The 12595-nt window shown below is 40.3% G+C and carries 11 protein-coding genes; 10 read left to right on the forward strand and 1 reads right to left on the reverse strand.

The features are described from left to right. The first annotated feature begins 30 nt into the window (after positions 1-30). Together HXT41_RS00290 and HXT41_RS00295 are read left to right on the forward strand one after the other, a co-directional pair. Positions 31-1026, forward strand: a complete 996-nt coding sequence (locus HXT41_RS00290) for a prephenate dehydratase domain-containing protein (protein WP_116440547.1) — start codon at positions 31-33, stop codon at positions 1024-1026. Then, positions 1020-2105, forward strand: a complete 1086-nt coding sequence (locus HXT41_RS00295; RefSeq protein ID WP_116440548.1) for a prephenate dehydrogenase — start codon at positions 1020-1022, stop codon at positions 2103-2105. Before HXT41_RS00290 ends, HXT41_RS00295 begins: the two co-directional genes overlap by 7 nt. Before the next feature lie 23 nt (positions 2106-2128). On the opposite strand, the gene HXT41_RS00300 is transcribed toward HXT41_RS00295, so the two are convergent. Next, positions 2129-2422 (reverse strand): DUF6725 family protein, encoded by a 294-nt coding sequence (locus HXT41_RS00300; RefSeq protein ID WP_012913969.1) that lies wholly within the window; start codon positions 2420-2422, stop codon positions 2129-2131. Between the two features lie 85 nt (positions 2423-2507). Between HXT41_RS00300 and HXT41_RS00305 the strand changes: the two genes are divergently transcribed. The 8 genes from HXT41_RS00305 (at position 2508) to HXT41_RS00340 (ending at position 12516) form a co-directional block, all read left to right on the forward strand. Further along, positions 2508-3476, forward strand: a complete 969-nt coding sequence (locus tag HXT41_RS00305) for a tyrosine recombinase XerC (protein WP_116440549.1) — start codon at positions 2508-2510, stop codon at positions 3474-3476. Positions 3477-3862: 386 nt separating this feature from the next. Continuing rightward, complete coding sequence (locus HXT41_RS00310; RefSeq protein ID WP_004110383.1) at positions 3863-5491, forward strand: peptide ABC transporter substrate-binding protein; 1629 nt, start codon at positions 3863-3865, stop codon at positions 5489-5491. Between the two features lie 201 nt (positions 5492-5692). Next, positions 5693-6619 (forward strand): ABC transporter permease, encoded by a 927-nt coding sequence (locus tag HXT41_RS00315; protein WP_004105077.1) that lies wholly within the window; start codon positions 5693-5695, stop codon positions 6617-6619. Between the two features lie 12 nt (positions 6620-6631). Next, the gene (locus HXT41_RS00320; RefSeq protein ID WP_064621766.1) at positions 6632-7624 is read left to right on the forward strand and encodes an ABC transporter permease; all 993 of its coding nucleotides are present in this window, start codon (positions 6632-6634) and stop codon (positions 7622-7624) included. Between the two features lie 24 nt (positions 7625-7648). Further along, positions 7649-9673 (forward strand): dipeptide ABC transporter ATP-binding protein, encoded by a 2025-nt coding sequence (locus HXT41_RS00325; protein ID WP_033888614.1) that lies wholly within the window; start codon positions 7649-7651, stop codon positions 9671-9673. 179 nt (positions 9674-9852) lie between these two features. Continuing rightward, complete coding sequence (locus tag HXT41_RS00330; protein ID WP_116440551.1) at positions 9853-10719, forward strand: exodeoxyribonuclease III; 867 nt, start codon at positions 9853-9855, stop codon at positions 10717-10719. A gap of 156 nt (positions 10720-10875) precedes the next feature. Further along, positions 10876-11640, forward strand: coding sequence for a DUF3710 domain-containing protein (locus HXT41_RS00335; RefSeq protein ID WP_102703420.1), 765 nt, complete (start codon positions 10876-10878; stop codon positions 11638-11640). A 24-nt stretch (positions 11641-11664) separates the two neighbouring features. Then, positions 11665-12516, forward strand: a complete 852-nt coding sequence (locus HXT41_RS00340; RefSeq protein ID WP_240318290.1) for a DUF3159 domain-containing protein — start codon at positions 11665-11667, stop codon at positions 12514-12516. The last annotated feature ends 79 nt before the right edge of the window (positions 12517-12595 follow it).

Consider the following 12595-nt stretch of genomic DNA (forward strand, 5'->3'; position numbering starts at 1 on the left):
CTTAACTGCAACAGTTTTTAAGGAATACTTATGAATAGTAGTAACAGTAAGTTCTCACGTAAATTATGCTATTTAGGGCCGGAAGGTTCTTTTACTCATCAAGCAGCTTTAAAAGTTCAGCAGCAGTTACAATCATTTGAGAATTTGCGACTTATTCCAATTGCTTGCGAGAATGTTCTTAGTATTGCTAGTGAAATTGAAGAGCATAACAATTGGGGTGTTATTGCGTGGGAAAACAATATTGAGGGCGTTGTAATACCTAATTTAGATTTACTCATTGATGCAAAGAATATGGTTGGTATTGCTCGCGTAGGAGTCGATATTAGTTTTGATGCTGTTATTTGCAAGTCAGATTCAATCGATAACTGTTCTACTATTGTTGCTCATCCGCATGCGTTGGCACAATGTCGTAAGTTTGCTCAAGAGCGTGGATTGAAAGAAAAAACTGCGTCTTCAAATGCTGCTGCTTGTAGGGATTTAGTTCCTGGAGAAGTTGCTTTATGCCCTAAAATTTGTGCTGATTTATACAATAGGCAGATTGTGAGTGAAGCAGTTGAAGATTTTTCTGGCGCGCGAACTGAGTTTTTAGTGCTAGCTCCTCGAGATCAGGCTTTAGATTTTGTTAATGTGCAGCGAGAAAACTTTTCATCATTTTCCTCAATTATTGCATTTATTCCGCGTTGCACAGGTGCTGGCGTGTTAGCAAATTTGCTTGATGTTGTGCGTGATCATGGTCTTAATATGACTTCCTTTATGTCTAGACCGATTAAAGGGCGAGGCGGTTTATACAGTTTTATTGCAACTGTTGATTCTGCTCCTTGGGATTCTATGTGTAAAGATATGATTCAAGAGGTTGTTGAACATGGTGATTGGGTTCGAGTTTTAGCAGTGTATTCTTCTGATAAACGCAAGAATCCGGTGATGGATGATTGGATGCTACCTCATGGTGGAGTGTGCGTTGAACCTTCAGTTGATGCTTTACGTAATTTGAACGTAATGCGTGCAGAAAGAGAATTATTATGGTAGACGATGCTGAATTTTCTCAAAATTTTTCTGTTGGTATTGTAGGTCTTGGTCTTATTGGTGGATCTCTTGCAAAACGACTTGCTAAACTGGCAAATTGCAACGTATATGCATGGAATCGTCATAATGAGCCTTATGACGAAGCTAAAAGTTTAGGAATTACTTGCGTAGACAATGTGCAAGATTTAGCTAAACTTCGTCCAAATGTTTTGATTTTATGCAATGCTTTAGCCGCTATGCCAAGTATTTTGCATGAAGTTGCACCTTATATTGACAAATCTTGCACAACTATTAGCGATGTTGGTAGCGTAAAAACTTTAGTTAGAAATCAGGTTGCTGCAGCAGGTTTGCAAGATTGCTACGTTGGTGCGCATCCGATGGCTGGTAGTGAATTTACTGGTTGGAAAGCTTCTAGTGGTGAGCTTTTAAATGGTGCTTTGTGGGCTTTAACTGTTGATGATTCTACTGAGTTTTGGCGAGTTAGAAATATTTTGCAAATGATTGTTTCGCTATGCAAGAATCGCGCAATAGTTTTGGATGATGCAACGCACGATAATTCTGCAGCTCTTATTTCTCATATGCCTCATGTTGTTGCAACAGCTCTTGCAAACGTATTATGTGAACAATCTAATCGTGCTATTGCTTTACAACTATCTGCAGGTTCCTGGCGAGATATGACACGAGTTGCTCTTACTGATCCTCAACGCACTCGTGCTATGGTAAGTGAAAATCGGCATAATACTGCGAAATTATTGCGTTCCGTAATTTCTGAGCTAACTTTTGCTGCAAATATGTTAGATAATGATGTTGAAACCGCGGATGCTTTAGAGCAAGAGTTTTTTGCTAAAGCTCAATCTTGGAGAGAATATAAATACTTGCAGCGCAACTCGTCTAAAACTAGTATGCAACAAAGCGATGCTGCAAATAGCAGATTGTGGAAGTATGATTCTCAAATCAATTGGCAGCAGGAATTATTAGAATCCGCGCGCTTAGGAGAATCCATTGTTGAACTTTCCGGATTTAACATCAACGAATCTTCGCAACTGCTATTGCGCTCAGATGCTTCCTTGAGAAATGTGTAAAACTTGCTCCTTATCAGACAATTCTACAGACTAAGCGGCTTTTGGAATTTGCGTTCTGGGATTGGCTTTAAACGGTAAATAGTTTTGGCATCAATGAACATTTCTTCGGCAGCTCTAGTGCCGTTTGCTGCAGGATCTCGAAGTAAATGAAGCATTACCCCGTCCCACTCGAGTACGTGCCCAATTGCATCATGATACTCGATTTTTTGTGTTCCATTGTTATTGTCTTCTATAATTTTGTAAGTTCTTACTACTATGCGCGAGCCTGCAGGTATTTGCTGTGGTAGTGTAGTTAAATTCCGTGTTTGTGTGTTCATAACATGCTCCTTGTTGTATTATGCATGTGACTGAAGTATATGGCAAACGTTTTGTTTTAAACTTTTATGGAAGGGTGAGTTAAGTATGAGCAACAATAAATTTGTTTCTGAAAATTTCTTAGGCTTACCTTCTAAATATATGAGTTTAATAGATGATTATATTGATTATGTTCGTGCTAATAAAGGCTTGGGTGAACGCACGCAGAAAGCTTATGCCAGTGATATTTTGCAATGTTTAGCATGGTGTAATCGGCACGGATTTAATAATATTTCGGAGCTTACTACGGATGATTTGCGTTCGTGGATGGCTGATGAGTCGCGAAGTCATGCGCGTTCAAGTTTGGCTCGCAAAGTAGTTGCGGTGCGTGGTTTTTTTGCGTGGTGTCAGCATGTTGAATACATAAGCGGTAATCCTGCAGAAATTTTAATGACGCCAAAAATTAAAAATATGCTGCCATCTGTTTTGGATGAATATCAAGCAGAATCATTAATGAATAATGTTGATTCTAAAGCTAATGTTTCAACTTCGTGTCCCAAAAATCAGAAAGCTATAGGACTTCGCAATGCTGCAATTCTGGAGCTTTTATATGCGACTGGTATTCGTGTTGGTGAGCTTACTAGTTTAAATATTCAGGATATTAATTTTTCCTCGCACACTATAAAAGTTACTGGTAAGGGAAATAAGCAGCGTGTTGTGCCTTTTGGGGTTCCTGCTTATAAAGCTTTATCTGCTTGGATTTCTAAAGATGGACGAGAAATTTTATTGCGAAATTCTGTTGAAGAGGCAGTATTTCTTGGTACTCGCGGAAAGCGTATTGATCAGCGTTTGGTAAGGCAGATTGTGCATGACGAGGCTAAAAGTGCGCATGTTCCGGATATTTCTCCTCATGCTTTGCGGCATAGTGCTGCTACGCATATGTTGAATGGAGGGGCAGATTTACGCGAAGTGCAGGAATTATTGGGTCATTCATCGCTTAATACTACTCAGCGTTACACTCATGTTTCTATTGAATCTTTAAAACGTAAGTATTCTCAAGCTTTTCCGCGTGCATGATAGTAAATGTTTTAAACATTCAATTATTCATATTTAACATGTTTTTTACATAATAAATATGTTAATTTACATTTTTGTAATATACATATATCTATAAAAAACAATAAATTTTACTATATAAATAATAAAATTTTCGGTATTTATAATTAAATCTAGACTTAAATAATTAATTATTACTAATATACAATATTTTTTTCAATTTTCTTTTACTATTGCATTGTTTGTAAAAATACGTATCATTGAATTTTAATCAACGAAGAGGCCTCGTCATTGGCTTGCGAGAATCCATCTGGCAATAAAAACCGGATGGATTTTTATGTTTTAGCTGATGTTTGGCTTTTTTGTGATATGACAATCCTGCCTACCAGACGTTAGGAGAAAAATATATGAAGAATAAGGCTTTGGCTTTCGCTGCTGCTGCCTGCTCGCTGGCAATGTTACTTGGTGGCTGTGGCTCTTCCGCTAAGAATGCACAAACAAACGGTGGCAAGGTTATTATTACCGTTTCAAACTCTGAGCCACAAAACGAATTAGTCCCTGGAAATATTAACGAAAATGCTGGCGCTCGTCCTGCCATGTTGGTTAATTCCACGTTGGTAACTTTCGATGAAAAAGGTAATCCTGTGAATGAGGATGCTGAAAGCATCACTCCAAATGCTGATGCTACCCAGTACACCGTGAAGGTTAAGAAAGGAAAGAAGTTCAGCGATGGCACTCCTATTACAGCCGAAAGCTTTGTGAAAGCTTGGAGCTTCGTCGCTAACGCTAAGAATGCTCAGAAGTGTGCTTCCTTCTTCCAAACCATTAAGGGTTATGCTGATTTGCAGAAGGATGGTACTAAGGGTGACGAACAGCTTTCTGGTTTGAAGGTTGTTGATGAAAATACTTTTACCGTTGATTTGGAACAGCCAGATTCTGTATTCCCAATTAAGGTTGGCTACTTGGCATTTGCTCCACTTCCGGAATCCTTCTACAAGGATCCAAAGGCTTATGGCGAAAAGCCTGTTTCTTCTGGTCCATACTTGTTCAAGTCTTGGGATCACAACAAGCAGATTGAAGTTGTGAAGAACCCAGATTACGATGGTCCACGTAAGGCTCAGAATGATGGCGTAACTTTCAAGGTTTATACAGATGGTAACGCTGCATACCGCGATGTGCAGGCTGGAAACCTCGATATGACTGATAATATTCCAGATACCCAAACTAAGACTTTCCAGAAAGATACAACTGTTAAGGCTTACAACCGTCCAGGTTCTGTAATCCAACAGTTCACTATTCCTTCAAGTCTCCCGCACTTTGATGTAAAGACTGAAGAAGGTAAGCTTCGTCGTCAAGCTATTTCTATGGCTATAGACCGTAAGGTGATTATCAACAAGATTCTCAATGGCACTGCTTCTCCTGCGAACGAATTTACTTCTCCATTGACTCCAGGCTATAAGGCTGATCTTAAGGGTCATGAGAACGTAGAATTTAATGCAAAGAAAGCTAAGGAACTTTGGGCTAAGGCAGATAAGATTTCTAAGTATGATGGATCTCTTACTTTCTCCTACAATGCCGATGGAAATGCAAAGTCTGTGTTTGATGCTGTTGTGAATTCCCTCAAGAATAATCTTGGAATCAAGGCTGAGACCACTCCAATTCCTACATTCCAGGAATTCCGTAATGCTTGCGCTAAGCGTCAGATTAAGGGTGCATGGCGTGCAGGTTGGATGCCAGATTATCCAAGTGCAGAAAATTACTTGACTCAGGAATTTGCTTCCGTTGCAGCTGATGGCAATGGTTCCAACGAAGGTGATTATAAGAATCCAAAGTTCGACGATTTACTTAAGAAAGCTGCATCTGCTAAGCCAGAAGAGGCTATTAAGCTCTATCAGCAAGCAAACGAAATCCTTCTTGAGGATCTTCCATCTGTCCCATTGTTCTACTCGAACGCTAAGGCTGTGATGGTTCCAACTTTGAAGGGCTTCACAATGGATTGGCAGAATATGCCGCTGTACTATCAGCTTCACAAATAAGCTGGTAGCTAATTAAGAAAACAGCATAGTGTTACATACTTTTTAGAAAGTTAGTAGGTAACACTAGTTGGTTCCTCTTAATAATTTAATATCGCTTATTGCGAAATTGCTGCTCCAGCTAAACTAGTTAAATAAAACTATTGAGCTGGAGCGGCACTTTGTTGTTTTTTGAGTAAGTTTTAACAATTCAAGGAGAATTCGATGGGTAAGTACATTCTGCGTCGTATTTTGCAGATGATTCCTGTTGTTCTCGGCACAACATTATTAGTTTATGCTTTAGTATTTGCTTTGCCTGGAGACCCAGTAAAAGCAATGTTTGGAGAAAAACCTGTTAATCCTGCAGTGGCTGCACAAATACGAGCCGAGTATAACTTAGATAAACCATTTATTATTCAATATTTACTTTTCTTAAAGAATGCTCTTACCCTCGATTTTGGTCATACTTTTGCAGGTCAACCAGTTATCGATGAAATTGGTCGTGCATTCCCGGTTACTGTTCAACTAGCAATTATGGCATTCGCTTTCGAGGCAATATTTGGTGTCATATTTGGCATAATTTCAGGTTTGAAGAAAGGCAAGTGGTATGACAGTGTGATTCTGGTTGTATCTCTTCTTCTTATTTCTGTTCCAACATTTGTGACAGGTTTCGTAGGACAATACTTATTTGGTGTTAAATGGCGCATATTACCAGTTACAGCTAGTAACGATCCTGGATTCTTCGATTTGCTTCTTCCTGCAATGGTTCTTGGTTCTGTGTCTATGGCGTATATCATTCGACTTACAAGATCTGAAATTTCTTCAAATATTTCGCTCGATTATGTGCGTACAGCTCGTGCAAAGGGCTTAAAAGAAGGCTCTGTTATTGTTCGTCACGTTTTGCGCAACTCGCTTATACCTGTCGTCACCTTCTTAGGTCAGGATTTGGGTGCTCTTATGGGCGGTGCAATGATTTCGGAAACGATCTTCAACATTCATGGCGTTGGATTCCTCACATATCAAGGGATTCTAAAAGGAGAAGGAAACCTTGTTGTTTCCATTGTCACGCTTTTGACATTGATATTTGTATTTAGCAATTTTCTTGTTGATATGTTGTACGCGGCTCTTGATCCGCGCATTCGTTACGCGTGAGGGGAGTACACTATGGAAGATAATTTGATGAAAAATGATTTGATTGCAAATAATGCTTCAAATTGCGATATATTACCGGGGCAAGAACGCTACGTTGCACCATTAGACGATACGCCTATTCAAGAAGTGGATTCCGTAGACGAATCCGCTGCTGCAACGAGTATGTGGGCAGATACTTGGAGAACTTTGCGCAGAAATCCATTGTTTATTGTTTCTGCAATTTTGATTATTGCAATTATTTTTGTTGCGTTCTTCCCAAGCATTCTTACAAAGCACAATCCTAATTATTGCGTTTTGGAACACTCTCTTGAGCCAGCTTCAGCCGCGCATCCATTTGGTTTTGATATGCAAGGTTGCGATATTTATGCTCGAGTTGTTTATGGTACTCGTACATCGCTAAGTGTTGGTTTGCTTGCAACTATTTTGGTTGTACTTGTTGGTTCTTTAATTGGTGCGTTAGCAGGATTCTTCGGAGGCTGGGTTGATACTATTCTCAGCCGAATAACTGATATCTTCTTGGCTTTACCAATGCTTCTTGGTGCAATCGTAGTTTTACAAATGTTCCGTACATCTAAATCAATTTGGAAAATTGTGCTTGTTATGGTGCTTTTTGGATGGGTTAGCGTTGCTCGTATTGCACGAAGCGCTGTTATGGAATCAAAAAATCTTGAATTCAATACCGCATCTACTGCTTTAGGATCTACTCCAATACGTAATCTTTTCAAACACATTATCCCGAACTCTTTGGCTCCAATCATTGTTGTTGGAACAACTTCGCTTGGAACTTATATTGTGTTGGAAGCAACATTAAGCTTCCTTGGAATTGGTTTACCAAGTACTACTGTCAGCTGGGGTGGAGATATTTCTACCGCTAGAAATGTTCTTACTACGAACCCAGAAGTCTTGTTCTATCCGTCTATTGCACTCGCAATTACTGTGCTCGCCTTTATTATGATGGGTGATGCTGTAAAGGATGCATTAGATCCGAAGAGCCGTAAGGCGTGAATTTAGCGTGGAGGAATAAAACTTATGAATACAACACGTAAAGATATAGACATTCGCGCCATGCAGCTAGAGCAAGGGCCATTGTTGGAAGTAAAAAATCTCCAGGTTGATTTCACAACAGACTCAAAAAAAGCTGTTCATGCTGTTAGAGATGCTAGCTTCTGTGTTTATCCTGGTCAGTGGGTTGCAATTGTAGGTGAATCTGGTTCAGGAAAGTCCACTTCTGCAATGGCTGTTCTTGGTCTTCTTCCTGGAACCGGTCATGTTACAGGTGGATCTATTAAGCTCAAGGGTAAAGAAATTAGCAGTTTGAAGCCAAAAGAGATTGCTGCCTTGCGTGGTACTGCAATGGGCCTAGTTCCGCAGGATCCTATGAGCAACTTGAACCCTGTGTGGCGTATTGGCGAACAAGTTAAAGAAGCATTAATCGCAAATGGTGTTGACGTTGATCACGAGAAGCGTTCTTCATTAGCTGAGGCTCTTGCAGGCGATTCTGTTCAAGTCAAAAGCAATGAGGATGAAACATTCCTTGGCTCTAAAGAATTACCAGATTTGATTGAAGTTGCTAAGAAAGCTTTGAAAGAAGTTGGGCTTGATGAGCATAACGATGCTGAAAAGTTCAATGAAGCTATTGATTACTACAAGAAAGAGTGGGTTCCAGGCTCTGAAACTCGTTGGCGCGTAGCAGACGATTTAATCAAATATGGTGTAAATGACGACAAAGCTTGGGAAATTGCCAAAAAGTATGTTGTAGGTGCAAGCGTTGAAGATCGTATTGCTGGTTTGCTCGATGAAGCTGGTTTGCCAGATGCTGCAACTCGTGCACGTCAGTTCCCACATGAGTTTTCCGGTGGTATGCGTCAGCGCGCTTTGATTGCTATTGGTTTGGCTTGCCGACCGGACTTGCTTATTGCAGATGAGCCAACTTCCGCTTTGGATGTTACTGTGCAAAAGCGTATTCTTGACCATTTGCATACACTAACTGATTCGCTCGGAACTTCTGTTCTCTTCATTACACACGATTTAGGTTTGGCTGCCTCTCGCGCGCAGCATGTTGTTGTTATGTATAAGGGTCGTGTTGTTGAGTCTGGCCCATCGTTGGAAGTTTTGCAGCATCCTCAGCATCCGTATACAAAGAGACTTGTTGCTGCCGCTCCAAGCTTAGCTTCTCAGCGCATTATTTCTGTTAAAGAACACGGTGGTAACGCTGATAACTTGCTTGAGCATCATGTAGTAGGTGAGCAAACTCTCGAAAAAAGTGAGCATATTATTACTGTGGATCACTTAACTCGTGAGTTTAAGCTTCCTCGCAAGAAAGAGCTTTTTAAGGCTGTTGACGACGTTTCATTCTCTATTAAGCGTGGTACGACGTTAGCTATCGTTGGTGAATCTGGTTCAGGTAAATCTACTGTTGCGAATATGGTTTTGCGACTTCTTAAGCCAACAAGTGGAACTGTTACTTACGAAGGTAAGAATATTTCCGATTTAAAGGGTTCGGATTTGCTTGACTTCCGTCGCCATGTGCAGCCAGTTTTCCAGAATCCGTATGGTTCTTTGGATCCTATGTACTCAATTTATCGTTCAATTGAAGAACCTTTGCGTATTCATAAGATTGGTGATAAAAAGAGTCGTAAAAACCGTGTGGTAGAGCTTCTAGACATGGTTCGTATGCCTGCTTCAGTTATGACTCGATTCCCGAACGAACTTTCTGGAGGACAGCGTCAACGAATTGCGATTGCTCGTGCTATGGCTTTGGACCCAGATGTTATAGTTTGCGATGAAGCTGTATCTGCTTTGGATGTGCTTGTGCAAGATCAGGTTTTGCACTTGCTTAACGATTTGCAGGCGGAGCGTGGTTTGAGCTATTTGTTCATCACACACGATTTGGCTGTCGTTCGTCAGATTGCAGACGAAGTTGTTGTTATGCAGCATGGAAAGCTTGTTGAGCATGCAACTACAGATGAGGTATTCGATCATCCACAGATGGAATACACTCGCGATTTGCTTGATGCAATTCCAGGAGGAAATTTGGAACTTGGTTTAGACTAAATAGTACAAGCTGATAAAAAGGTGCAGGTTTTATAGAATCTGCACCTTTTTATTTTTCTATTAATTCCGTGTTTATTGGTTGAGTAATCCATAACTTGTAATCTGTGTTGGTTGCGTGATTTATGTCTGTTGCTTAGTGGTGGAGCTGTTTGTGTTGTGTACATATTAGAGTTGATTACATGATTACAATTACGACTTCGAATTTAAACGGTATTCGTGCAGCTGAGCGCAAAGGTATGCTTAACTGGTCTGACGCGCATACTCCAGACGTGTGGTGTATGCAAGAAGTGCGCGCTCCGCAGGATGCAATCGACCCAATTATGACAAAAATTGAAATGGGATATTGTACGTCTGAAAATATCGTAAATTCTATAAAAAACGATAATTTTACTTATACAAATGAAGTTTGCCGTGTAAAAGGTCGAGCTGGAGTAGCTCTAGTTACGTCTCTTCCTGTAGTTGAAAAACGCTACGGTTTGCCTGGTTTAAGTGAGGATGTTGATTCTGGGCGATGGGTTGAAACTGACGTGCGTACCCCTGAAGGGTATGAAATTACTATTGCTTCTGTGTATGTTCATGCTGGAAATGTGGACGATCCGCAAAAAATGCAACAAAAATTCCGCTTTTTAGACACAATGCTTATACGCTTGGGGGAGCTTCGAAATATTGCAGCAAGTGGCGGAAATCAAGCGATTTTGTGCGGTGACTTTAATATTGCGCATACTTCACTTGATATTAAAAACGCTAAGGCTAATGAAAAAAGTGCAGGATTCTTGCCAGAGGAACGCGCTTATATTGATCGCTGGATTAACGAATATGAATTTGTGGACGTTATGCGCATGCTTGCAGGAGATATTCAAGGACCATACACTTGGTGGAGTCAGCGCGGTAAAGCTTTCGACAATAACGTTGGCTGGAGATTAGACTACCAGTTCGCAACTCCTGAAATTGCGGAAAGCGCTCGCGGATTTGTGATCGATCGTGCTGAAAGTTATGAGGCAAGATGGTCGGATCACGCGCCTTTAACCATAAAATACGGTGTGTGATTATTAATCACATTAACTGAAATAAATAAAGTAATAGCATTTGCTCATATGCATATTTTCAGTGCTTTGTTTATGATAATCTGGTGAAGTTGAGCAATTTACGACGATTAGCATTATGCTTATTGTTGTGCTTGTTGTTTTAAGAAATGAGGAATAATGGGTTGGTTATTTGGCCGACATGAAGAAGAAAAATCTTCAAAAGTTGAAGACAAAATCGTAGAGGTAAAAACTGGTCCATGGGATTTCAATGATGAAGATGCTCCTGATTTTAGCGATTATCTAGATTTTGGTTCAATCTATATCCCATATTTTCAAGGCATTGAGTTGCGAGTAAAAAAGCAGCATGAAACATCGCAAGTTCTTGGTATGACAGTAACTTATGGTTCTTCAAGCGTAGAAGTTGAAGCTTTTGCTGCGCCTAAAACATCTGGTATTTGGCTAGAAGTGTGCAAAGATTTGCTTGATGGTAATAGTCAAGCGTGTACAGTACAAGGCGAATTTGGTACTGAGCTACTGTTACCTGTAAAAGTTGGAGAAAAAACCATTACAACGCGTATTGTTGGCGTTGATGGTCCTAGGTGGATGCTTCGCGGAGTATTCTCTGGACCTGCAGCAACAGAGCTTGCAGATAATAATAACGAAACAAAACAATTAGACGAATGGTTTAAGGGGATTGTTGTAAATCGTGGTGAAGAGCCGCTTGCGCCTCGCGATTTTATTCCTATGCATGATCCAGTAACTAGAGAAGAAAAAGAAGCTGCTTTAAATGCAGAAAATAGCGGTAAAGATGGGGAAAATAATACGTCTGATGAAGATGCTAATAATGCACTAAAAAAAGACGATAAACCATTAGGTTACGACCAACAAGTAGAAGTAAAAACTACGCTTACACGCGGTCCAATGTTTGCTGAAATTAGATAATGCAAATAGTAGAAAGTTAATTGAATGGATTCACAAGAATCTTTACAGAAATCCGAAGAAGAGTTTTCTTCGCAAGAGTTTTCAAATGCAGTAAAACTCAACGATTCTGCGCAAACCAACGATTCTGCGCAAACCAAAAAACGCTCAGGACTAGCGACATTGGCTTCAATTGGAGCCGAAGGATCTACATTTTCTGTAATTGATTCAATGGGTGGCGTTCGAGGCGTAATCGAATCCATGCTTCCAGGCTTGCTGTTTGTTATTTGCTTCGTTGTAACACGAAATGTGCAAACAACGGTTATTGTTGCAGCTGTGATTGCTGTTTTGCAAGTTGTGATTCGTCTTATTCAAAGGCAATCGCTTATGGGAGCAATTAGTGGGCTTGTTTCCATTGGAATCTGCCTTGTTTGGGTGTGGACGAGTCACCAAGCGCGCGACTACTATATGATGGGCTTTATTACGAACGCTGTTTATGGTGTGCTTCTTGCTATTTCGCTGATTGTGCGCGTGCCTGCTTTAGGGCTTGTGATTGAGTCAATTCGCAAAATGCCTACGGAAAACTTTGGCTCGTGGCTTCACGAATGGCTCGATTATAAGCCGCTTAAGCGAGCGTATATGTATGTGACAGGATTGTGGATTGCTGTTTTTGTGCTGAGGCTCGTTTTGCAAGTGCCATTATATTTGACGAATCACGTTGTGTGGCTTGGTACCGTTCGCTTGATTATGGGATTGCCGTTCTGGGCACTCGCAATTTGGGTTTCTTACTTGATTATCGCAACGCCGTTTATGCGTCTTCACCATAAAAATCGCGAAGAAAATTATCGCGAAGAAAAGCAGATTGACGAAGATGAAAACGATGTAAATTCAGTGAAGTAAAATCATCTTAACAAAAATCAGCGTTAGAAAATCAGCGTTAGAGAATCAGCTTAACAAAACGCAAAACTAAGGGGTAGTA

Source organism: Gardnerella sp. DNF01189, assembly GCF_049244195.1.
Lineage (GTDB): Bacteria > Actinomycetota > Actinomycetes > Actinomycetales > Bifidobacteriaceae > Bifidobacterium > Bifidobacterium swidsinskii.

Coding starts and splice junctions, on each gene's coding strand:
- HXT41_RS00290 (WP_116440547.1), top strand. CDS start 31: ATGAATAGTAGTAACAGTAAGTTCTCACGTAAATTATGCTATTTAGGG.
- HXT41_RS00295 (WP_116440548.1), top strand. CDS start 1,020: ATGGTAGACGATGCTGAATTTTCTCAAAATTTTTCTGTTGGTATTGTA.
- HXT41_RS00300 (WP_012913969.1), bottom strand. CDS start 2,422: ATGAACACACAAACACGGAATTTAACTACACTACCACAGCAAATACCT.
- HXT41_RS00305 (WP_116440549.1), top strand. CDS start 2,508: ATGAGCAACAATAAATTTGTTTCTGAAAATTTCTTAGGCTTACCTTCT.
- HXT41_RS00310 (WP_004110383.1), top strand. CDS start 3,863: ATGAAGAATAAGGCTTTGGCTTTCGCTGCTGCTGCCTGCTCGCTGGCA.
- HXT41_RS00315 (WP_004105077.1), top strand. CDS start 5,693: ATGGGTAAGTACATTCTGCGTCGTATTTTGCAGATGATTCCTGTTGTT.
- HXT41_RS00320 (WP_064621766.1), top strand. CDS start 6,632: ATGGAAGATAATTTGATGAAAAATGATTTGATTGCAAATAATGCTTCA.
- HXT41_RS00325 (WP_033888614.1), top strand. CDS start 7,649: ATGAATACAACACGTAAAGATATAGACATTCGCGCCATGCAGCTAGAG.
- HXT41_RS00330 (WP_116440551.1), top strand. CDS start 9,853: ATGATTACAATTACGACTTCGAATTTAAACGGTATTCGTGCAGCTGAG.
- HXT41_RS00335 (WP_102703420.1), top strand. CDS start 10,876: ATGGGTTGGTTATTTGGCCGACATGAAGAAGAAAAATCTTCAAAAGTT.
- HXT41_RS00340 (WP_240318290.1), top strand. CDS start 11,665: ATGGATTCACAAGAATCTTTACAGAAATCCGAAGAAGAGTTTTCTTCG.